This window comes from Krasilnikovia sp. MM14-A1259, assembly GCF_047159535.1.
Taxonomy (GTDB): Bacteria; Actinomycetota; Actinomycetes; order Mycobacteriales; family Micromonosporaceae; genus Actinoplanes.
The window spans coordinates 4,906,886-4,927,778 of sequence record NZ_BAAGAJ010000002.1 but is presented as its reverse complement, the minus strand read 5'-3'; the positions used below and the strand labels follow the sequence as shown (position 1 = coordinate 4,927,778).

At 70.8% G+C, this 20,893-nt stretch carries 21 protein-coding genes and 1 pseudogene; 8 read left to right on the top strand and 14 right to left on the bottom strand.

Annotated features, from left to right (window positions below; genetic code table 11):
* Positions 1 to 1,092: 1,092 nt before the first annotated feature.
* From ACMCNK_RS22415 to ACMCNK_RS22400, 4 genes are all read right to left on the bottom strand, one after another.
* The gene (locus tag ACMCNK_RS22415) at positions 1,093 to 1,608 is read right to left on the bottom strand and encodes a hypothetical protein (RefSeq protein ID WP_412738345.1); all 516 of its coding nucleotides are present in this window, start codon (positions 1,606 to 1,608) and stop codon (positions 1,093 to 1,095) included.
* 551 nt (positions 1,609 to 2,159) lie between these two features.
* Entirely contained in the window at positions 2,160 to 2,756 is a 597-nt protein-coding gene (locus ACMCNK_RS22410; RefSeq protein ID WP_412738344.1) for an HdeD family acid-resistance protein, read from the bottom strand.
* Between the two features lie 93 nt (positions 2,757 to 2,849).
* Positions 2,850 to 3,278: a hypothetical protein gene (locus ACMCNK_RS22405; RefSeq protein WP_412738343.1), complete on the bottom strand. Its 429-nt coding sequence runs from the start codon at positions 3,276 to 3,278 to the stop codon at positions 2,850 to 2,852.
* A 313-nt stretch (positions 3,279 to 3,591) separates the two neighbouring features.
* Positions 3,592 to 3,807, bottom strand: coding sequence for a hypothetical protein (locus tag ACMCNK_RS22400; protein ID WP_412738342.1), 216 nt, complete (start codon positions 3,805 to 3,807; stop codon positions 3,592 to 3,594).
* A gap of 98 nt (positions 3,808 to 3,905) precedes the next feature.
* On the opposite strand from ACMCNK_RS22400, the gene ACMCNK_RS22395 reads away from it, so the two are divergent.
* Both ACMCNK_RS22395 and ACMCNK_RS22390 read left to right on the top strand, forming a co-directional pair.
* On the top strand, positions 3,906 to 4,901 hold the full coding sequence (locus tag ACMCNK_RS22395) for a hypothetical protein (protein WP_412738341.1): 996 nt from the start codon (positions 3,906 to 3,908) through the stop codon (positions 4,899 to 4,901).
* Positions 4,902 to 5,064: 163 nt separating this feature from the next.
* Positions 5,065 to 5,157 (top strand): annotated as a pseudogene (locus ACMCNK_RS22390) (three-helix bundle dimerization domain-containing protein); the annotation flags it as partial.
* Between the two features lie 60 nt (positions 5,158 to 5,217).
* On the opposite strand, the gene ACMCNK_RS22385 reads toward ACMCNK_RS22390, so the two are convergent.
* Entirely contained in the window at positions 5,218 to 5,643 is a 426-nt protein-coding gene (locus ACMCNK_RS22385; protein ID WP_412740951.1) for a GGDEF domain-containing protein, read from the bottom strand.
* Positions 5,644 to 5,881: 238 nt separating this feature from the next.
* Here ACMCNK_RS22385 and ACMCNK_RS22380 point away from each other — a divergent pair, with 238 nt between their 5' ends.
* Entirely contained in the window at positions 5,882 to 6,286 is a 405-nt protein-coding gene (locus tag ACMCNK_RS22380; protein ID WP_412738340.1) for a ribonuclease domain-containing protein, read from the top strand.
* 381 nt (positions 6,287 to 6,667) lie between these two features.
* On the opposite strand, the gene ACMCNK_RS22375 is transcribed toward ACMCNK_RS22380, so the two are convergent.
* From ACMCNK_RS22375 to ACMCNK_RS22365, 3 genes are all read right to left on the bottom strand, one after another.
* The gene (locus ACMCNK_RS22375; protein WP_412738339.1) at positions 6,668 to 7,378 is read right to left on the bottom strand and encodes a MerR family transcriptional regulator; all 711 of its coding nucleotides are present in this window, start codon (positions 7,376 to 7,378) and stop codon (positions 6,668 to 6,670) included.
* A gap of 209 nt (positions 7,379 to 7,587) precedes the next feature.
* On the bottom strand, positions 7,588 to 7,815 hold the full coding sequence (locus tag ACMCNK_RS22370; protein WP_412740950.1) for a hypothetical protein: 228 nt from the start codon (positions 7,813 to 7,815) through the stop codon (positions 7,588 to 7,590).
* Entirely contained in the window at positions 7,815 to 7,997 is a 183-nt protein-coding gene (locus ACMCNK_RS22365; protein WP_412741090.1) for a hypothetical protein, read from the bottom strand. The genes ACMCNK_RS22370 and ACMCNK_RS22365 overlap by 1 nt, the downstream gene beginning before the upstream one ends.
* Before the next feature lie 465 nt (positions 7,998 to 8,462).
* Here ACMCNK_RS22365 and ACMCNK_RS22360 point away from each other — a divergent pair, with 465 nt between their 5' ends.
* The 5 genes from ACMCNK_RS22360 (at position 8,463) to ACMCNK_RS22340 (ending at position 15,128) form a co-directional block, all read left to right on the top strand.
* Positions 8,463 to 8,777 (top strand): hypothetical protein, encoded by a 315-nt coding sequence (locus tag ACMCNK_RS22360; RefSeq protein WP_412738338.1) that lies wholly within the window; start codon positions 8,463 to 8,465, stop codon positions 8,775 to 8,777.
* Positions 8,774 to 9,184: a DMT family transporter gene (locus ACMCNK_RS22355; RefSeq protein WP_412738337.1), complete on the top strand. Its 411-nt coding sequence runs from the start codon at positions 8,774 to 8,776 to the stop codon at positions 9,182 to 9,184. The genes ACMCNK_RS22360 and ACMCNK_RS22355 overlap by 4 nt, the downstream gene beginning before the upstream one ends.
* The gene (locus ACMCNK_RS22350; protein ID WP_412738336.1) at positions 9,181 to 9,879 is read left to right on the top strand and encodes a class I SAM-dependent methyltransferase; all 699 of its coding nucleotides are present in this window, start codon (positions 9,181 to 9,183) and stop codon (positions 9,877 to 9,879) included. The genes ACMCNK_RS22355 and ACMCNK_RS22350 overlap by 4 nt, the downstream gene beginning before the upstream one ends.
* Positions 9,880 to 10,723: 844 nt before the next feature.
* The gene (gene ileS / locus ACMCNK_RS22345) at positions 10,724 to 13,822 is read left to right on the top strand and encodes an isoleucine--tRNA ligase (protein ID WP_412738335.1); all 3,099 of its coding nucleotides are present in this window, start codon (positions 10,724 to 10,726) and stop codon (positions 13,820 to 13,822) included.
* A gap of 10 nt (positions 13,823 to 13,832) precedes the next feature.
* Entirely contained in the window at positions 13,833 to 15,128 is a 1,296-nt protein-coding gene (locus tag ACMCNK_RS22340; RefSeq protein ID WP_412738334.1) for an ATP-grasp domain-containing protein, read from the top strand.
* A gap of 107 nt (positions 15,129 to 15,235) precedes the next feature.
* Here the strand turns inward: ACMCNK_RS22340 and ACMCNK_RS22335 are convergent, their stop codons facing one another.
* Genes ACMCNK_RS22335 through ACMCNK_RS22310 form a run of 6 tightly spaced genes read right to left on the bottom strand, consistent with a single transcriptional unit; the run spans position 15,236 to position 20,892 of the window.
* Complete coding sequence (locus ACMCNK_RS22335) at positions 15,236 to 16,018, bottom strand: inositol monophosphatase family protein (protein WP_412738333.1); 783 nt, start codon at positions 16,016 to 16,018, stop codon at positions 15,236 to 15,238.
* Positions 16,015 to 16,851: a phosphotransferase gene (locus tag ACMCNK_RS22330; RefSeq protein ID WP_412738332.1), complete on the bottom strand. Its 837-nt coding sequence runs from the start codon at positions 16,849 to 16,851 to the stop codon at positions 16,015 to 16,017. The genes ACMCNK_RS22335 and ACMCNK_RS22330 overlap by 4 nt, the downstream gene beginning before the upstream one ends.
* A complete protein-coding gene (locus ACMCNK_RS22325) occupies positions 16,852 to 17,667 on the bottom strand; it encodes a sulfotransferase domain-containing protein (protein WP_412738331.1) in 816 nt (271 codons plus the stop codon).
* Positions 17,664 to 19,259 (bottom strand): pyridoxal phosphate-dependent aminotransferase, encoded by a 1,596-nt coding sequence (locus ACMCNK_RS22320; RefSeq protein WP_412738330.1) that lies wholly within the window; start codon positions 19,257 to 19,259, stop codon positions 17,664 to 17,666. Before ACMCNK_RS22320 ends, ACMCNK_RS22325 begins: the two co-directional genes overlap by 4 nt.
* Complete coding sequence (locus ACMCNK_RS22315; RefSeq protein WP_412738329.1) at positions 19,256 to 20,155, bottom strand: TauD/TfdA family dioxygenase; 900 nt, start codon at positions 20,153 to 20,155, stop codon at positions 19,256 to 19,258. The genes ACMCNK_RS22320 and ACMCNK_RS22315 overlap by 4 nt, the downstream gene beginning before the upstream one ends.
* Positions 20,152 to 20,892 carry an NTP transferase domain-containing protein gene (locus ACMCNK_RS22310; protein WP_412738328.1) on the bottom strand — a complete coding sequence of 247 codons (741 nt, stop codon included), beginning with the start codon at positions 20,890 to 20,892 and terminating at the stop codon, positions 20,152 to 20,154. The genes ACMCNK_RS22315 and ACMCNK_RS22310 overlap by 4 nt, the downstream gene beginning before the upstream one ends.
* Position 20,893: the final 1 nt, after the last annotated feature.

Below are 20,893 nucleotides of genomic sequence, written 5' to 3'. Positions count from 1 at the left end.
CGCGCCGCTGGATCCGTAGGGCGGGGATGCGGGGATGCCGCCCGGCGCGGGCGCGGCGCGCTCGGCTGGCTCGTCAGGCTCGCCCGTACCCCAGGAATTGTCGGTCAACGTCGCTCTCCTTGCGCAAGATCAGAAACGACACCATAGCGGCCGGGATGCCCCACCCGCTGTCCTCATCCCGGATGGCGTCCGAGCGCCGGTACGGCGGTCGCGCCTGGGTGGGATTCGGCCGGGAAGCGGCTGACAGAACTGACAGAACTGAGCTTCCCCCAGGATGTGGACACCGGGCTATGCAGCCTGGTCAGCCGTTTCGACGTCGGCGTGTTCTCCTGCGACGTGGGAGTGGCCAAGCCCGAGCGACCATCAAACCTCACCGCCACCGGCCTGCCCGGCATCGACCCTGCCGTCTACGTCTGCGTCCGGCGGCGCGGAGGGACGGCGAACTTGCCGGAGCGACAGCAGTCGGCCTGCCAACGCTGCGCATCACCGAACTCAACAACACAGATCCATACTGGCAGGGCCTACGCTCGACGCGGTCGGTGACCTCGATCACGGTGATCTTCATGACGTCGGGGTTGGCCTCCAGCGCCGACCGTTCCGCCGTATTCCAGATGCTGTCCGGGCGGGGCGAGTGCGACCACGCAGTGTCGCCCTGCGCCTGCTGCGCGTAGCGCTCGGACAGCCGGGACCACACCTTGAAGGCGTGGTCCCGGCTCACCGGTGAGCCTTCCTCGAACAACAGTTTGTCGTCGAAGTACCTACCGCCAGGGGTCTGTTCCAGCGGCGTGGTGCTCTGGCAGGCGTTCGTAGTCGCGGTGCCAGTAGGTAGGGCAGGATCGCGCCGAGGATGACCGCAGTCCATCCTAGGGTGCCAAGTAGAAGCCCGGTCAGGGCCGCGAGGCGTACGTCGCCCATGACCTTCCGGCTCGCGCGGACCGGTGGTGATCAGGACGGTGGTGGCCAGGAGGACTGCGGCGACCCACAGGTACCCGCCCGAACTGACCACCCAAGCACCGAAGGCCCGGGCCCTCATCCGTGAGGACAAGGATCATACCCGGGCTTTCGGCCTACGGTCGGACAATCAGGACGTGATCACCGGTAGATCATGTCGGACGTGCTCGACGTGCTGCAGGCGCCCAGCTTCGGCCGATCCGCGAACGTGAGGCACTTGTGCACACCCCATGACTGGAAGGCGCCGAACGATTTGAGCACGTACGACGTCCTGACCGGATCGACGCCGTACGTGGTGGGGAAGACCTCCCACACGTTCTTGGAGCCTTGGGGGTCGCAGGAGCTGTAGAGGTAGTTGTACTTGGCGTCGCCGTCCACGCCGAGGCAGGTGCCGCCCTGCCGCGTGAGCACCCACAACGCGTGGTTGTTGTGATTGCCGAGGACAGTGACCGACCAGTTGCCGTTGGCGGCGGGCGTCGTGTTGCAACGCTTGAGGTAGATGTCCTCAAGCGGGTCGCCGTAGGCGTAGACGCAGCTGTTGTACTGGACCCACTTCAGGTCCCGGTAGCTCACGGCATGGGCTGGCGACGCGGCCAGCAGGCCGCCACCCAGCGCGGCCAGGACCGCGGTCATGGCCCGTACGAACTTGCGCAGCATGGGTTGACTTACCTCCCCGTTGATCAAGGTGGGGGAGCGTACAACATTGGGCCACATCGACGCCGCGGCCCCGCCTGTCACTGCTTGATCAAGGGTTCAGGGGGTACCGGCGTCGCCTGCCGCGGTGCCGCCGAACGGAGCGGGGGACGGCGCCCTGTTCATGGGCCGCCGCTCGGGGTGCCGCGGGGCAACTCCGCGCGATCCCGGCTATCCCGGGACGAGGTGCCAGCCTCGACGCGGTCGCCCAGTACTCGCTCAGCGCCTGCATCGTGGCCAGTTGCACGCCCTGCGAGCGGTCGCCGACCATCTCTCTGCTCGGCCAGCGCGTCGCGCCAGGCGGGGACGCAGATCATCGAGCGCATCCTTCGGGATCTGTACGGTGAACGGTCGGACGGCGTTCCCGGCCTGCTGATCGAGCGTGGTCATGTCAGGCAATTCCTCTCTGTCGGAACCCGGTCGGCGCCTGCCAGGGACGGCACGCGCCGGGCTTTCGCACCGAGGCCCGCCTCGGCGTGGACACCGCACGTCCGCGATGCCCACACCGGTGTCGGTCAGGCGACGAGCCGTTCCGCTCGCCCGCCGGCTTGGCGGACGGCGAAGGCAGCGAAGATCTCGCGCACTCCGTGGAAGATGGCCCATACCCCAACCAGTGCCACCAGCGTCACCAGCGACCGCTGCCAGGAACGCACCGCCCACACCCCGAGCGTGAGTTCGGCGATGCCGAGCAGCAGCCCGGTCCACCACCATGGCCCTTTCGGGCCGGCCAGCGCGTCCACCAGGTGGATCACACCGAACATGATCAGGTACCAGGCGACCAGGACCGACACGACGTACAGGGTTTCGCCGGGCCACACGAAGGTGAGGATTCCCGCGGCCACGCCCAGCACGCCGGCCACGATGAACAGCCAGCGCCAACCCTGGACGCGAGTGGCCACGATCAGCTGACTGACGCCGCCGAACACGAAAGCCACGCCCACGAACACGGCCACCGCGGCGATGCTGCCCACCCGGTAGGACAGCACGAACATGCCGAACCACGTCCACAGCACTCCGAGGATCAGAAACCACCACCAGACGCCCGAGTACTCCCGTACCTCGGGCCGGCCGGAGTTCCGCGCCTGGTCGGCGGCCCGCACCTCACTCGTCATCGGACACCTCCCTAACAGCTGTCGTCGCATGCAGCAGGTCCCGGCCGTCGCGCCGCCCTCGCGGCCGATGTGGCATGGGCAACCGGCGGCGGACTAGGAGCGGGATGCCGCCAACTCGTCGGCGTACGCGCGGGCGCCGATCGCGTCCAAGATCGCCAGCTCCGCGTTGTCGACCGCCCACGCTGCGAAGTCGAGAGCGTCCGCGGCGTCGGCCTCCAACCAGTCCGCATCGGTCGTGGCGGCCTTGACATCGAGTTGCCGGCCCCGCTCGTCGAGCTTGGCTCTGGTTTCGGCCATCTTGGCCGCTGCATCGACCTTGACCTGTGCCCACCAGGTGCGCACCTCGGCTTCGGTCTGGTCGGCCTGTTGCTGGGCCTTCTTGCTGGCTCGGTCGAGGTCTGCATGGGCCTGATCGATGCGCTTACTGAGCTGCTCACGGGATTCGGCAGCGGCCGCCTGCACCGATGCCGTGGTCGCCGAAACGCGCTGCTGGAGCGCGTCGAGCCGTTCCGAGAAATCCATCATTCCTCCTTCGATGACGCCGGCTTGCCAGCCGGAACCGTTCGCCTGAGGACCGATTTCGCTTCATGTGACGGCGGAATTGGAACCTCAGGTCCCCTTGTGTCCGGCCGGGCGCATCGGCCTGGTCGTGGACCGCCGCCGCCGGACGCTGTTCCGGGCGCATCCGCCCCGGTCGCATTCAGCGCCAGCCTGGCAGCGCCGGCCTGCGGTCCAATAGAGACTTTCGGCCCGACGCGGTGTGGGCCTTTTCGCGCCAACGGGGATGATTCTGGTCGATCACGGCCTGCGGTCCGGTCCACTGGCATCCCACGGCTCAGCGGGAGACAAGCCGCTGACCGCTGTCGATGTCGTACGTCGCCCCCGTCACGGCGGTGTTGACCATGAGGTGTACCGCGAGCGCCACGACGTCGGACGGAACGACCACGCGCCCGATCGGGCGCGTCGCACGCAGTTCGGCGCGGCGCTCGTCGAGATGCTCGCCGAGCAGTGACGCCGACAGCGGAGTGTCACCGAAGGCGAAGGCCCGCATTCGGACCATGTTCCACAGAGGAACCGTCGCTGAACAGCGGATGAACTCTTACGATGCGACCACCGCGGCATTCGCGTTACGGAGTTAACTTTCTTGTCATGCGACTCGGCGTGCTGGATGTCGGCTCGAACACCGTGCATTTGCTGATCGTCGACGCACACCGGGGCGGTCACCCCAACCCCATGCATTCGGAGAAGACGGAGCTGCGGCTCGCCGAGCACCTTGAGGCCGGGCAGCTGACGAGAGCGGGAGCCAGCGGACTGGTGCGTGCCGTGGCGCGGGCGAAGGCGGCCGCGACGATCGCGGGCTGCGAGGAGCTGCTGGCCTTCGCGACCTCGGCGCTACGCGACGCGGAGAACTCCGTTGCCGTTCTGGCACAGGTACGCGCGGAGACCGGCGTCAACCTGGAGGTGTTGTCCGGTGAGGACGAGGCCCGCTACACCTTCCTGGCGGTCCGCCGCTGGTACGGCTGGTCGGCCGGACGGCTACTGGTGCTGGACATCGGCGGCGGATCATTGGAACTGGCCGCGGGCCGCGACGAGGACCCCGAAGTGGCGCTGTCGCTGCCGCTGGGTGCCGGCCGACTCACCCGGCAGCGGCTGACCGGCGATCCACCCGCGAGGCGCGACATCGATGCCCTCGCCGAGGACCTCGACGTGATCCTCAGGCCGGTTGCCCGACAGATACGGCAAGCGGGACCATTCGAGCTCGCCGTCGGCACATCCAAAACGTTCCGCTCGCTGGCGCGCCTCGCCGGGGCCGCCCCGTCCGGTGCCCGTCTGCCAGCCCGCCAGACCCTCACCGATGTCGGACTCCGTCTGCTGTTCGGTTTCATCAGCCGGATGGCATCGGCCGACCTGGCAAGCCTGGACGGAGTCAGTCGCAGCCGCGCCCACCAGCTCGTGGCCGGCGCGCTGGTGGCGGGCGCGGCGATGCGAACGCTGGAGGTCAGCGAGCTGGAGATATGCCCGTGGGCGCTACGCGAAGGCGTAATCCTGCACCGACTGGACACCCTCGGCATATCCACCCCCTCCCGCCGGCCATGGCCGCTCACCGACCAGCAACCACGACGGGTCATCAACCTCACACAGTGACCGTGCTGAATCCGCGCGTCAGTTGTATGCAGGGCGTGCCCAAACGCGCGGTAGTTGAGCAGCGGGCAGCCGCGGCAGAGGGCCAAGCGATGCATCAGGCGGTCACCGCGCTCTAAATTCGCCTTCCAGACCTGAATAACACCACAGCGGCCGGTGGGTCGCCGAGACTCGCCAACGCTTCGACACTGCCCGTGTCCGCGACTTCGTCCCCCTGCTCGTCGAACGTGAAGCCGAAGTTCGCGCCGGAGTCAACTGAGGCAATAACGGAGCGGATCTCATCCGAACGGGTGCTGCCAAGGCTGACCGTGGCGGCCCTTCAGCTGGGTTCCACGAGCAGGTCCATGGTGTTCACCGGTGGCGCGGCGCGGTCGCACGCCACGCGGTGGCGTCCGCCTTCCTTAGGCTGGTGTAGGGAGGCGTCGGCCCGGTTGAGCGCCTCGGCGAGACCGATCTGTCCGGCGTCGAATACGCAGACGCCGAGACTGATGGTGACTGCCACCGGACCCACGTCGGTCGCGACCGGGGTTGTGGCCACGGCCTGCCGCAGTCGTTCGGCCGGTGATGGAACAGGCTCGGACACGAGGATTGCGAACTCTTCGCCGCCGTAGCGTCCGGGCCGGTCCGTGGTCCGCAGGGTCCGCCGCAACCGCGCAGCGACGGCTGCGATGACCTGGTCACCGACGTGGTGACCGTACCCGTCGGTCCAGGTGTCGTCCTCGGGAGATCCGTTGCATCTGTCGATCGGGTGCTGAGCGACGAGAAGGCCCCGGTGCGTGGCGACCGCTCAGCCGGCGTCGAGAACCTCGGCCGAGGACAGGCAAGACCGGCGGATTCGCGGTGTGAGCCCGCGAGCACCCGTTCGTGTCACGCCAACGCCCGATCGGCCTTGGCGAGCGTTTTCCCCGGATTTGGCCTGATGCAACCCGCGGCTGACACTCTCGGTCCTCGATGCCACCCGGACACTGCATTGGAGCAAACCCATGACCATCGCGCTCCATGAGTGGCTGCGCCGCGTCTCGCTCGGCGCCGCGCTTGCCGTCACCTCGATCGTGACGTACGCGCCAGCCGCCCACGCCGCAGTCAACGACACCTGCAACATCGCCGGCTGCGCCGGCGCGCAGACCGCCTACCAGGGCTGGTCCGGCCTGGGCTGGCCGACCCGGCGCGGCTGGTACGACTGGCCAGCCGGCCAATGCAGCTTCGCCGGCGGTGAGTATGACAACGACGACGCACAACTGCCCGGCAACGACACGTTCTGGGAGTACGACGTCTATCCGCGCGCCTGTGGCGCACACCGCGACGCTTACCGCATCGTCGTCGACGCCAGCACCGGGCAAACCTGGTACTCCCCGGACCACTACAGCGACTTCTACGAGATCGTCTGAATCCTGGCCGCCACTGCATAGCGCATCCCTGCAGACTTCTCGATCCGCGGCGGGCCGCCCCTACGGCATTACCGGCGGGATGGCCGATCGGACTGTGCCACGAACCGGCTCTACGGATCGCCCCTCGTCGGGCGCGAGCGCGGCGTGCGCCGGCTCGGCACCTCGTCCAAGTCCCTCTGCGCTTCCTGGACCGATCCGCACGCCAGGCTACACATGGCCATTGACCGCGGTCCCCGTCAGCAAGGATCAAAGGGCCCACACGTCGTGTGCCAGAACCTTGAAATGGCCCCAGTCGTTGATCGACAACTGTTCGTGGTCTTTCACGGAGCGTGGCTGCCGCGCTGGGTGGTTTCGCCTTGGCCGTCGGGCGTGGCCCGGCAGTCATCCCTGACTGAGGTCGATGAAGTTCCCATCCCGATCACGGACACAGGACGTGCGGGGCTTCCAGGAAAAGTCCGTGGGCGGACCGACCTCAACGGCACCCGCACTGACCGCGCGGTGGTGAACGGCATCGACATCCTCTACGAGCAGTCCGAACCGGGTGCCGCAAGTCTCCGACGCCGGTCCATCGCGCTCCTCAAGCGTGATCAGGAAAAACCGGTCACTGCGGTACGTGCCGAACTGAAGCGACGAGATCGCCTCGTTGAACACGACGTCAAACGCAGCCGTGTAGAAGGCGGCCGCCTCCTGCACGTCGCCGACCTTGATTCGGATTTGCACTGGTCGAGCCGCTTGCAATGCGGGCATCGGGCTTCCCTTCTCGATGAATTCGTCGACGGCGAGAATCCGCTGTGACAGCTCGCGCACCTGAGCGACCAGCCGCTCACGGTGGCCATCAAGCGTTGACCGGACCTGTCCGGCGGCTTGCCCCACCACCGCCCGGACCTCATCAATCGGCACTCCGACGGCGCGCAGGCCGCAGATCAGGCGAGCGTCGTCGAGCTGACCTCGGCGGTAGCGCCGATAACCGGTGCCGGCATCGACCCGGGCAGGCTTGAGCAGCCCGATCTCGTCGTAGTGACGAAGCGCAGGGATGGTCAGGCCGGTCGCCGCGGCGAACGCACCGATGTTGAGCAGATCATCACCGTTCACCCGTCCAGCTTCGAGCCTCAGGCCGCATGAGAGTCAAGCTCCGCGACGAACGAGATCAGCAAACACCCAGTCGGTCGCGGTGCAGTCCTTGACAGCTTGACCACGTGGGACTTCTCCACACGCGACCGAGCCACCCGACAGCCACTCCGACCACGGTCCGTCAACCCTTCAACCCGAACCAGCCGGGACCAGATCAGACCGTCACAACCTCAACCGAACGAGACCCGATGGGGCCCGTTCAAGCCGTCCGGATGGGGCCACCGAAGACCGTCAGAATCGATTTGCCGGCCTGCAGCACCGCGAATCGGCGGTCGAGGGCGGTCGAGGCGACCCGCGACGGGTGGGACTGCGTCGAGCAGGTCGACGGCCTTGCTGATGTCAGGCACATTCGCGCCGGTGGTGAGCACCTTCATCGGTGTGCCGTTGCCGTCGACGATCAGGTGGTGCTTGGTTCCTGGTTTGCCGCGGTTGACCGGCGAGGGACCTGTGCCGGCACCCCCTTTTTCGCGTCGATGTGGCTGCCATCGATCGCCGCGCGGGACCAGTCGATGCGGGCCGCAGCGTTCAGGTCGGCCAGCAGCATGCGGTGGAGCTGCATGCGGTGGAGCTGGTCGAACACCCCAGCGTCGGTCCACCGTCTGAGCCGTCGCCAGCAGGTCATCCCGGAGCCGAACCCGAGCTCCTGCGGGAGGTTTCCCACCCGATGCCGGCCTAGGGCACGAACTGGATGCCCTGCAGGCACTGACGGTCCGGGACCGGCCGTGGCCTGGGTGCTCTGCCCGGCCAGGGTGGCAACTCAGGCTCGATCCGGTCCCACAGCTCGTCCTCGATGACCTATGGCTTACCACGCCCTCGATCTCGACACGGTGACGCCGATCAACATCGATTCAGCAGATCGCGTTAGGGACTCTAAATACGTGTAAAGGATGTGCAAATTGCACAATGACAGTGCTGAGTGCAACCACGTGACAAGTTTCCGATTGTGAGAGACCTCTACCCGCAGTATTTTTGAACTAAATACATGTGAAGGATGTGCAAATTGCACAATGACGGTGGTGAGGATAACCACGTGTTCGCCTTGGACATGGAGCAGTCCACCGGCCTCATGCGTCGCGCGCACGAGGCGTACGCCGTCGCTGTCCGTCATCGCCAACCCGCGATGATCCACGCGAACGGTCTCGGGCTCCTGCTGCACAGCTACGACATGATGCGCCGCCGGCCGGCCGCTGAGCCGACATCACGGTCCTCGCCGGCGGCCACCCTGAGCACAGTCCCGCAACGAGCCGACAGGCCACCCGAGCGCCGCATCGACCACCAGCTGCTGCGAGCACTGCATGCTGTCGCAACGCGACATGCCGGGCGCAAGGTCTGCCAGAAGATCCAGCAGAAGCAGCCATGACGGCGTGGCTACTGCTCAGCGCGGCGATCGTGTCCGAGGTGATCGCAACAGCGACGCTCACCGCCTCCAACGGGCTGAGCAGCCGAATCCTGACCCTCGTTACGGCTGCCCTCTACGTCGTCAGCTACGTCTGCTTCGCCCGGGCCCTCAAGGCCGGCATTGAAGTGGGCGTCGCCTACGCCATCTGGTCGGGAGTCGGTACGGCAGCGCTGGCCATCATCGGCGCAGCGCTGTTCGGCGAGGCGCTGAACGCCCGCAAGATAGCCGCGATCGTCCTCATCATCGGCGGTGTCACGCTGCTGCACCTCACCGGCCGGCCGGAAGCGCCGGCCCGGGCGGCCAGCAGTCACGGCAGTGAGTCTTCGCTGACCCCCGCGTCCGAGATCGACAGAAGGGCATCACCGTGACCACGGCCCAGCATCAACCCAGCCCCCAGGGCATCCAGACCAGAGCTGCTCAGTCGCGTGGCACGACTTGGTTTCTCCTGGCTGCGCTGCGCAGGCCCCGCGAGATCGGCGCGATCGCCCCGACCGGCCGGGCCCTGGCGGCACAGGCCGCCGGCCTGATCGACACCGCCCGCGCGCCACGCACCGTCGTCGAACTCGGCCCCGGCAGCGGCACCATCACCCGCGCCATACAGTCCTGGTTGCCTCCCGGCAGCACGTTCTGCACGGTCGAACGCAACTCCGCGATGGCGGCCTACCTGACCCAGGCGTGGCCCGCGCTGAACGTCATCCACGGTGACGCCGCCGACCTACCCCGCTTGCTCCACAACGTCGGCATCGGACCCGTCGACCTGATCATCAGCGCTCTGCCCTGGTCACTGATACCACCGCCAGCCCAGGAGCAGATCCTCAGCGGGGTTGCCCGCGTCCTGCACCCGCACGGCACCTTCGCCACGATCATCACCGTCCCGGTCCGGCCGCTGCCGGCCGCAAGGCAGTTCCGCCGACGTCTTACCGCCACGTTCGGCGACGTGAAGCCTAGCCCGATCGTCTGGCGCAACGTGCCACCCGCACATCTCTGGATCTGCCGCGAGCCACTCAGCTCCGACTCGGCCAACGCGGAGGCGCCAAGGCCAGCAGCAGAACCGGCACCGTGAGGGAATCCAGGCGTGCAGGCACGCCTCAGCGCAGCCGGCGTTCCCGAAGGCACCACGGGCAAGACCGGCGGACTCACCCCAGCCGTCCTGCAGCCGATGCCTGGCTTATTCGGCCCGGGCCCGCAGGTCCTGGGTGAGCGCCCGGTAGGTCTCGGTGGCCACGGCCGCGTCGCCGGCGCCGGCGCCGCTTGTCCCGCTGCCGGGCAGACGGTGCGCTCGGCCTGCAGGCGCTCGGCTTCGGTAGTGTCGCCGCGCATCCTCGTCCTTCGCGGCGAACGACCATGACGCAAGGCCGTCCCAGGTGTTCCGCACCGGGTTGATGGAGACATCACCGGGTCGCCGAGCGCGCGACTCCGAGCGTCCGCAGGCCGATGCGCAGCCCATCCGAGCGGCGCGGCAGTGCCCGGTAGGTCAGCCACCGGGTACTGCCGTTCCGGTGGACGGTGACCACCGCGGTGTCGGGCTACGCGGTAGTGGCCCGGATCAGCGCGGCCGGCAGAGTCCGCGGATCGCCGGCGGAGAACCGGAAACCGGGGGCGCGGGAATACGCGGGTGGCGGTGCGACGAGCTTCATGTCCTACCTCCTGGGAATTGCTCGGATCGCACATTAGGTCGCGGTGCCGGATATCGACAATTCCGCCGGGATCCGGGCCACTGCAGGTCGACGTCAAATTCTGCTGGTCACCGTCGCGAAATTTGATGCGGCGACGTTGAATGATCGGCGAGGCAATCGCCTCCATGATTCCCGGTGCAGTTTCGGTAAATGGCGCAGCCCATGCCTAGACTGGCTCGACCGCGCCCGTGGGCGCGGTCTGTTCGCGTACCGACTGTCGATCGGAGTGTCATGACCGGGCCCCTCCACCTGCCCTCGCTGGAGTCCACAGTGATGGATTTCTGGCAGGCGGCCGACGTTCCGGCCGCGTTCGCCCGGCGTAACCCCGACGGTCAGCCGTGGACCACCTACGAGGGCCCGCCGACCGTGAACGGGGCCCCGGCCCTGCACCACATCTGGACCAGTACCTACAAGGACGTCTACGGGCGGTTCCAGGCGCTGCGCGGTCGGAAGGTGAGACGCAAGGGCGGCTGGGACTGCCAGGGCCTGCCGGTCGAGATCGCGGTGGAACGCCGGCTCGGTTTGAAGAACAAGCGCGACATCGAGCGGTACGGCGTCGGCGCGTTCGTCAGCCAATGCCGGGAGCTCGTGGACCAGAACATTTCCGTGTTCGCCGAGACGCTGGCCCGCATCGGTTACTGGGTGGATTACGAAAACGCCTACCGCACCATGGACGACTCGTTTCTCGAATCGGTGTGGTGGCAATTGCGGCAGCTCTGGGACCAGGGGCTGCTGACCGAGGGCCACCGGGTCGTGCCGTACTGCGTGCGGTGCGCGACCGCCCTGTCGTCGCATGAGCTCGGCCAGCCCAGGGTGTACCGGGAGGTGACCCACCCGTCCGCCTATGTCGGTCTGCCCCTGGCCGACGCGGACGACGAATTACTGGTGTGGACCACCACCCCGTGGACGCTGCCGGCGAACGTCGCCGTCGCGGTCGATCCGGCCGCCCGGTACGGCCGGTACCGCCTCGACGGGCGCACCCTTGTGGTCGCGGTGGACCGGGCCGCCGACGCGGTGCCCGGCGCCGAGCAACTCGCCGTGTTCCCCGGCCAGGAGCTGGTGGGCCGCGCCTACCGGCGGCCGTACCCGGAGGTGGAGCTGCCCGGCGGCGCGGACGGAATCGTGGTGGCCTGGGCCGAGGTGGCCACGGACGTGGGCACCGGGCTGGTCCACATCGCCCCGGCCTTCGGCGAGGAGGACGCGGCGCTGGGTGCCCGGGAGGGTCTGCCCACGCTGAACCCGCTCGACGGCAACGGCGAGTACACGGCCGGGCGTTTCCAGGGCCGAGCGGTCCGCGACGCTTCCCCCGAGGTCGTCGCCGACCTGCGGGACCGCGGCCTGTTGCTGCGGGTCGTGGCGCACCAGCACCAGTATCCGCACTGCTGGCGCTGCGGCTCCGAGCTGATCTACTGGGCCAAACCGAACTGGTTCATCCGCACCTCCACCCGCAAGGCGGAGCTGCTGGCCGGCAACGACACGGTCACGTGGCACCCCGGCCACCTCAAGGAGGGCCGGTTCGGCAACTGGCTGCGCGACAACGTCGACTGGGCGGTGTCGCGCGACCGGTTCTGGGGGACGCCGCTGCCGATCTGGCGGTGTTCCGCCGGGCATGCCACCTGCATCGGTTCCCGTGCGGAACTGACCCGGCTGACCGGCCGCGACCAGTCCCGCCTTGCCCTGCACCGCCCGGACATCGACGAGGTCAGCTTCGCGTGCCCGGACTGCGGCGAGCCCGCCACCCGGGTGCCGTCGGTGTGCGACGTGTGGCTGGACTCGGGCTGCGTTCCGGCGGCCCAGTGGGGGTACCCGCATGCCGGGACGGACCGCTTCCCCGCCGACTTCCCGGCGGACTTCGTCTGCGAGGCGATCGACCAGACCCGGGGGTGGTTCTACTCGATGCTCGCGGTCAACTCGACCGTGTTCGGCGCCGCGCCGTTCCGTACGGTGGTGTGCCTGGGCCATCTGGTCGACGACGACGGCAGGAAGATGTCGAAGTCCATCGGCAACGTCATCGACCCGGCCGAGTTGTTGCCCGAGTACGGCGCCGACGGCCTGCGGTGGTACCTGCTGTCGGCGGGGGCGCCCTGGGGACCTCGCCGGATCTCCTTCGAGGCGATCGACCAGCGGATCCGCCGGGACCTGCACACCCTCTGGAACGTCGTCTCTTTCCACGGGCGCTACGCACAGCTGCACGGCTTCGTGCCGACCCCCGGATACGCCCGCTCGGTCCACGTCCTGGACCGCTGGCTGATCTCCCGTTTGCACCGCCTGGTCCGCGCGGTCACCGCCGACCTGGAGGGCTACGCCGCGCACCTCGCGGTCAAGCGGATCGCCGACTTCGTCGACGAACTGTCCAACTGGTACGTGCGGCGCGGCCGGCGCCGGTTCTGGGACGGCGACCAGGATGCCCTGGAGACGCTGGGCGCGGTCCTGGAGCGCCTCGCCGTGGTGCTGGCGCCGTTCTGCCCGTTCCTCGCCGAGGCCATGTATCGCGAGGTCCGGGGCCCGCAGTCCGGCTCCGTCCACCTCGCGGACTGGCCGCTGCTCGCCGACGCCGAGCCGGGTATCGCCGCCGACGGCGCCGACGCTGCGCTGGAGGCGCAGATGGCGGAGGCGCGCCAGGCCGGTTCCCTGGCCCGGGCCGCCCGGCGAGACCTCGGCATACCCGGCCGGCAGCCGCTGCGTACCGCGGTCGTGGTGGGCGTCGGCGACTGGTCGGACGAGATCCGCCGGGTCATCCTCGACGAGCTCAACGTGCAGCAGTTGCGGACCGGCGCGGACGCGCAGCTTCCGGTCAGCCACCGGCTGAAGCCGGTCTGGCGGCTGCTCGGGCCGCGGCACCGCGGCCTGGCCGACACGGTCGCCCGGATCGTCGGCAGCCTGGACGATGCGGCGACGGTCGACGCGCTGCGCTCCGGAACAGCGGTGACCGTCGACGTGGACGGCCACCCGGTGACCATCGCTCCCGACGAGGTGACCGTGGAGGAGGTGCTGCACGGCGGCTGGAAGATCGTCAGCGGTGACGGGGTCACCGTGGCGCTGGAGACGACGATCGACGACGAGCTGGCACTCCAGGGCCGGCAGCGCGCCGTCGTACGGTTCGTCCAGGTGGCCCGCCGCGAGGCGGGCCTGGAGGTTTCGGACCGGATCCGGCTCTGGCTCGACGAAGCGCTGCTGCCCGCCGCCGCGGACATCGCCGCCGAGGTACTGGCCCAGTCCGTCGAGGACCTGGCCGGCGTGCCCCGAAGGTCCGATGTGGTCAGCGGCGACGGATTCGCGTTCGTCCCGGTGACACCCGTCCGGCCGGTGACCGCCGGCTCCGACCGCTGAAAGGAACGCGATGACCGACCCGAACGGCCACCGCCCGCACCTGCTCGTCATGGTCGGCATCGGCGGGCCCGGCCCCAGGTTGCTCGCACCCAGCCTCGCCCGGGTCGCCCGGATCTCCTGGCTGTTCGACCCGCACGACCTGCCCAAACCCGACCGGGACGTGCCGATCATGGCGGAAGCGGGCCGGGCGATCGCCGTCGCCTCGGGCGAGGGGCTGGTGTGCGCCGCGCAGGAGCTGCACGCCGAGGACCCCGTCCAGGGCCTGCTCACCTTCTCGGAGAGCTCCCTGCGGGCCGGGGCCACCGTGGCCGAGCGGCTCGGGCTGCCGTTCAACTCGGTGGCGGCCACGCACCGGCTCACCGACAAGTACCTGCAGCGGCAGGCGCTCGCCGCGGCGGGCGTGCCGGTCCCCCGGTTCCACCCGGTACGCACCGCCGCGGACCTGGCGCCGGCCGCAGCCGCGGTCGGCTTCCCGGCGGTGCTCAAGCCGGTCCGCGGCGGTGGCAGCGCACTCACCACCCGGGTCGAGTCGGCCGCACAGCTGCGTACGGCGTGGTCGACGGCCGCCGCGCTGCTCGGCGAACTGGACCGGGCGGACCGCACGCACCGGCTGCTGGCCGACATCGCGCAGCCGCACATGCTGCTGGAGGAGCTGCTGGTCGGCCGGCGGTGGCACGACGACCCCCGGTACGGCGACTACGTCAGCGTCGAGTCGATGGTGTGCGACGGTGCCGTGCGGCACCTCGCGGTCGGGGACAAGCTGCCACTGGCCCCGGGATTCCGGGAGAACGGTCAGGTGCATCCGTCCGTGCTCCCGCCCGACCGGCAGGCGGAGGCCACCGCGATGGCGTCGGCCGCACTGGCGGCGCTGGGAGTGACGGCCGGGATCACCCACACAGAGCTGAAGCTGACCGCGCACGGGCCACGGGTCATCGAGGTGAACGGCCGGGCGGCGGGCGGCCTGTGGGTGACCCTGCTGCGGGCCGCCGGATACGACGTGATCGAGGAGGCCGCGCGGGCGGCACTGCGGCTCGGCGCACCGCGGGAGCCCCGGTTCACCGGATACGCGGCGATGCTCACGCCCTGCCTAGATCCGGACCTCGCCGAGCGAGGGGTACGGGTAGAACTCGACCCGGAGTTCGAGCGGCGGCCCGGGGTGCACAGCGTGCACGGGCTGCACTCCGGCCCGTTCGACCTCGCCCTCGGCGGCGGCCACGCACTGCTCGCGTACGTCAGCGGGCCCGGCCCGGAGGAGATCCACGACCATTGGCGCGCGCTTCAGGCCGCGATGCGGCTCTCGGCGTGACGTCCGCGCACTGACCGGCCGGCGCCCTCCGACCCGGAGGACGCCGGCCGGTTCGGGCCGGGCAGCGCATGCCGGCCGTACATGGAGCAGGACGCGTGGGTTCGGTGTCAGCCGCGGGGCGCCGGGCCGGCCCGGTCGGCCCAGGCCGTCGCCTCGGCGAGGAGCACAGCGCTGCTGGCGATCGCCAGGTGCCGGCGGGCGAACACCCCGCCGCCGAAGCGGCCCGCTGCCGTGCGCCGGGCGCGGATGTGCGCACCGGCCTCCGCGGCGATCAGCAGCCCGGCGGCGTGGTCCCAGCTTTCCGTCCCGCTGCGGGACAGGTCGAGCGAGACGTGGAAGTCCCCGGCGGCGACCGCGCACAGGTCCAGGGAGCTGGCGCCGAGGTTGCGGCGGGTGACCCCCGGGACCGGCACCGACGGGTAGCCGGAGTACAGGACGTGGGCCCGCGCGAGCGAGCCGACCCGGGTGACCGCGATCCGCCGGCGCCCGTCCGGGGTCAGCGCCCACGCTCCTCCACCGCGGATGCCCAGCGTCGTCGCGCCGGTCGCGAGGTTGCGGACCACGGCCGCCGCGGGTCGCCCGTCGCGCAGCAGGCACGCGCTGAACGCGTACCAGGGCACGCCGAGCCGGAAGTTGCGCGAACCGTCGAGCGGATCCAGGATCACCGCGTGCCGGGACGGCGTACCCGGCGGCGTGCTCCGGCCGCTCTCCTCGCTGTAGACGGTCAGGCCGCACCCGGCCAGCAGCGGCACGACGGCGTCGTCGACCGCGTGGTCGGCGCGTACGTCGTCGCGGGAGCGCCGCACGTCCGGTGCGTCGACCGCGGCGTGCGCGACCTCGGCGGCCCGCACCAGCACGGACACCAGCTCGTCCAGTCCGGGCGAGGTCATCGGCGCCGCCGGGTCGCCTGCGCGGTCAGGACGTGCAGCCGGCGCAGGAGCCGGGTGGCGGGCCGTCCGGCGCGCCAGGCGCAGGCGACGTCGCTGACCGCCCGGACCAGCCGGTACGCCTCCACGTCGCGGTGGGCGGCCGGGTCGTCCGCGCCGTACCCGGCGAGCAGTGCCGCGGTCCGCCGGGGACGGTCGAGGGTGAGCACGGCCAGATCCCACAGCGGGTCGGCGGGGCACGCGTCGGCGAGATCGATGAAGCGCACCACCTGGCCGCGGTGGAAGACGTGCTCGCGTTTGAGGTCGCCGTGCACCGTGGCCGCCCGGCGCGCCGTGACGGCGGCCAGCCGGGCGGTGATGAGGTCGGCGTGCCCGCGGTGCAGATCACCGCGGTCGACCAGGCGGGACAGGTGCCCGGCGACGACCGCCGGCGCCGACCATGGACGCACGGCCGGCCCGCAGGGCGTTCCGGCCAGCCCGGCGTGTAGCCGGCGCAGCCGGGCGCCGACCCGGTGCCAGCTGCCGGGGCCGCCGCCGGAGCGCGACAGATCCTCGGCCCGGCCCGCCCGGACATCCTCCAGTCGCAGGTAGCTGGTGCCGTCCGGGCAGCGCCCGTGCCCCAGGACGGCCGGTACGAGCGCACCGGCCGGGCCGCCCGCCAGATGTTCCAGTAGCCGACGTTCCCGCAGGCTGCGCGCGGGTTCGGAGTCGAACTTGATGATCGAGGGACGGCCGGCCCGGTCGACGACGCGGACCACCGCCCGGCCGGGCCGATCCTGCACGAGACGGTGGGCGGGGTCGCCGGTGACTGCACGGACCGCGTCGAGGGTGGACATTCAGACCACGTACCCGAACCGGGCCGCGGTCTGCCGCACGGCCGGCGTCTCGAAGCCGGCGGCGAGGTGCGGGGTGCACCACTCGCGCCACTCCCCGACGAGGCCGCGGCGCATGACCCGGGCCGTACCCGCGGCGCGGTCGTCCTCGTGGCGGCGCATCGCGTCGAACGAGCTCGCGGCGACGGCGGCCCGCAGGGTCGCGCCGTCGGGCAGGACACCCACCGCGGCGAGCAGGTTCCGCATGGTCTCCAGGGGATCGTGCTTGAGGTCCTCGAACCGCAGCGGATGCACCGGCCCGGCCCGGTCCGCCCATCCGCTGGTGAACGCGGCCCAGTCCGCGGCCGGGGCCAGCCCGCTGCCGCCCGGACGGCGCAGGAACTCGTCGAACGTGCCGCGCTCACCGCTCTCGGAGAAGCCCTGCCGCCAGCGGAAGTACGAGTGGACCGCGTCGCGCGGGTCGCGGACCAGCAGCACCACGGCGCGCACCGGGACCCCGGTGAACTCCGCCGGGTACCGATGGGTCTTGAGGAAGACGGGGCCGCCCATGCGGCGCGCACCGCCGCGGTCCAGTCGATCGGTCGCGGCCAGCCGGCTGCGGTAGCCCACCCGTTGGGGCGCGGCCGCCGTCGTCCGCCCGTCCCCGGAAACCACCTCGGTGTACGGGTCGAGGTACGGCAGTCCCGCCGCCAGCAGGATGTTGCCGACCAGCGCGGCACCCGAGCCGGGGTACCCGGCCACCACCACCGCCGGATCGGCGAGGCGGGCGAGGTTCCCGGCGTGCAGCGCGACCGGGTCGAGGTCCCCGCCGCCGGTCACGACCAGCTCCGTCGGCCGACCCAGCGCCCGAGCCGGGCCATCGCCTCGTCGAGGACCTGCTCCGGCACGCACGGGCTGAGCCGGACCAGCCCGGGCCCACCGGCCATGCACAGCAGTCCCGGGTAGACGGAGACCCCCGCCTCCTCGACCACCCGGCGGTACGTCAGGTAGCTGGGCTCGTCGCCGAGCCGCGCGAGCAGGTTGATCGAGTAGTCCGGGGCCAGTACCGGCACACCCATGTCACCCAATGCGTCCACGGCCCGTTCCCGGCAGCGCAGCACCCGCCGGGCCATCAGGTCGGCCGTACGTGCGTAGTCCGCGAAGCCCGCGGCGAGGGTGCCGCGGTTGAGCCGGTAGTCGCCGGAGAGCCGGCCGAGCAGGTCGTCGACGTCGAGGCCGCCGCCGAACCGCGCGGCCTCGAACAGCCCCAGCATCTCCAGCAGCAGGTAGAACAGCGACGGTGGGCCGCCGTACGTGGTCGAGGCGTGCACGTAGAACTCGTCGATGAACTCGGGCGCGGCGACCAGCCAACCGGCCTTGAGCCCGGGCGCACCCCACCGCTTGGAGATGCTGCGGATCGAGATGACGTTGGCGGCCATCCGGGCCGGGGTGAGCGCCACCGCCGGCCCGAAGGTGTCGTGACACTCGTCGAGCACGATGACGCAGTCGGCCGGGGCCGCCGCGATCAGCTCCGCGAGCTGGGACTCCGGCACTCGCAAACCGGACGGGTTGGTGACGGTCTGCAGCAGGATCAGCCGGGCCCCGCCACGGGCCTGCTCGATGAGGGGCGTGATGTCCGTGTGCCGTTCGGCGATCGGGGTGTCGACGCAGCGTACGGCCATTCGCCGGGCCACGGCGGCGACCAGTGGCGGGTAGTTGGGGATGCCGCACAGGGCCGGCCGGTCGTCGCTGCGTCCGGCGCCGGTGAGCAGGTCCACGATCGAGGCGAGGGCCGCCGTACCGCCCAGGGTGACCGCGACCCGGTCCGCGCCGATGGACAGCTGCCCACCCGAGCGGGCGGTCTCCAGCAGTGCCAGCGCCTCCCGGGCCGAGGTCCGGCCGAGGGAGTCGGAGTAGCCGTACCAGTTGTTGTTCAGCGCGTAGCGGATGCAGTTCTTCAGCGACTCCGGCAGCCCGAACAGTGTCTCGTCGTACGAGCCGCTGGACAGCACGATCGGGGAGCGCTGGTCCCAGTGCCCGTACAGGTCGTCGCGGAAGTAGAAGTCGAAGACGGACTTCACGAGCTGCGGCATGGCCGGTTGCGCCAACAGCCGCGCGTGCGGCAGCCGGCGGCGCAGGGTTGCTGCCGCCCACTCCCGCCGGTGCCGGCCGAACCGGCCGATCGGTGGTGCGGACGACTCGACGTCGCCGACGAACAGGCGCAGCAGCTCGGCCGGGTCCGCGGGGTCGACGGCGTGGTCGAAGACGCCGTGCAGTTCGCTGAGGCCGGACATGACCAGGGCTTCGGGTACGGGCGGTGCGGTGCGCAGCGCGGTACGGCGTACCGGAGCGGTCTCCGGCCGCCGAACGGCCAGCGTGTCGAACAGGCCATCGCCCGAGGTGGGACGATCCTGCCAGGGCCGCGTTCTCATGGGACGGACCTCGTCTCTACCTCGCGCGTAGCCTGGCCGTCCTCGTGGCACGCGACGACGGGCCGGTCCGGCGGCGCGATCCGCAGCCGCTGCAGGTGGCGGCCGGTGTCCACGGTCCCGCTGCGGGTCCGGCCGTGGAAGACCCTGCGGTTGTCCACCAGGGCCAGCAGGCCCGGTTCCCAGGGGATCGCGTAGGTGGCCTCGGGCCGGTACATCGCCGCGCACAGCTCGGTCAGCGCGGGCGCGACCCGGTCGGCCGGGACGGACCGGTCGACGTCGAGCTCCAGCGGCTGCTCGCCCGGATCCCGGAAGGAGAACACCGCCCGGCCCCGGGCCCGGCGCAGCAGCGGATGCCGGGCGCCGCGGTACCGGACCTTCGACAGCAGGCCGAGCACCGCCGGGCCCAGCCGGGCGGCGACCTCGTCGTAGGAGATGACCACGGTCTGCCCGTCGACCGGCCGGCTCGCGGCCTGCCGGCACTGCAGCAGCACGTACCGGGGGCGGCTGCGCGGCGGACGGGCGCTGCTCTCGGTATGCAGCAGCAGCACCCCGGCCGCGAACGGTTGCAGGTCCACGTCCGGGGTTGGCGCGACGTCGGTGACCAGGTTCAGGATGTGCCCCGCCGTGACGCGGGACTGCACGGCGGGCGCGGTCTCGGCGACGAGCCGGCCCAGGGCACCGCCCACAGCCAGAAACCCCGCGGCGTCGAGCGGGGCGTCGAGCCGCACCGCGGCCACGCCGTGCCGGGCAGCGTCGCGGGCGAGCAGCCGGGGGGCCAGGTCCGCGGTCGCGGCGCGCGGCCGCGTCGGGAACGGGTAGGCCCGTTCGGGGTGCAGGACCCGGCGGCGCAGCTCCGCCAGGGTGGGGTCGTCCAGGGTCACGACCATGGTCGTCATGTGTCATCTCTCTCTCGCTCGGCCGCGTCCAGCGCGGCCACCACCTCCTGGCCGAGCCGCAGGTCGGACGGGTGGTCGAACTCGAACCAGGGTTCGCCGGCCGCGACCGCGGCCACCTCGGTCCGGCCGGCCCGCACGATCCTGGCCAGCAGGTCGGTCAGGTGTTCGGGCGGCGGTCCGTCGTCCCGTGCCCGGCACGCCTCCCGCCAGCCGGCCGGGGTGAACCGCAGCAGGCCCATGTACTGCCCCTGCACCTGGTCCGGGCTGGTGGGACGGCCGCCGATGTCGGTGAGCCGCCCGTCGGCGTCGACCGCGAACGATTCCGCGTCGTCGAGCGGATCGGCGAAGCGTCGCCGCCACAGCGGCAGCCAGTTCGGGTCGTACGCGACCGCCAGGTCGGCGCCGCAGGCGGCGAGCCGGCGTGCCGTCGCCGCGGAGTACACGATGTCGCCGTAGCTGACCAGGGTCGTGCCGGACCGCAGCCAGGCATCGGCCTGGGCCAGGGTGTCCACCATGGTGGTCCGCGCCCAGTGCGGGTTGTGCCAGCGGGCGAGGCCGGTTCCGGCGAATGCGTCCGCCTGCCACCCGGTGACCACGCCGACGTCCCGGGCCCCGGCCGCGCGCAACGCGGCGACCTGCCGGTCCAGCAGGGACCGCCCGGCCACCCGCAGCAGGCACTTGGGCCGGTCGCGGGTGGCGTCGCCGAGCCGGGAGCCGCGGCCCGCAGCGAGTACCACG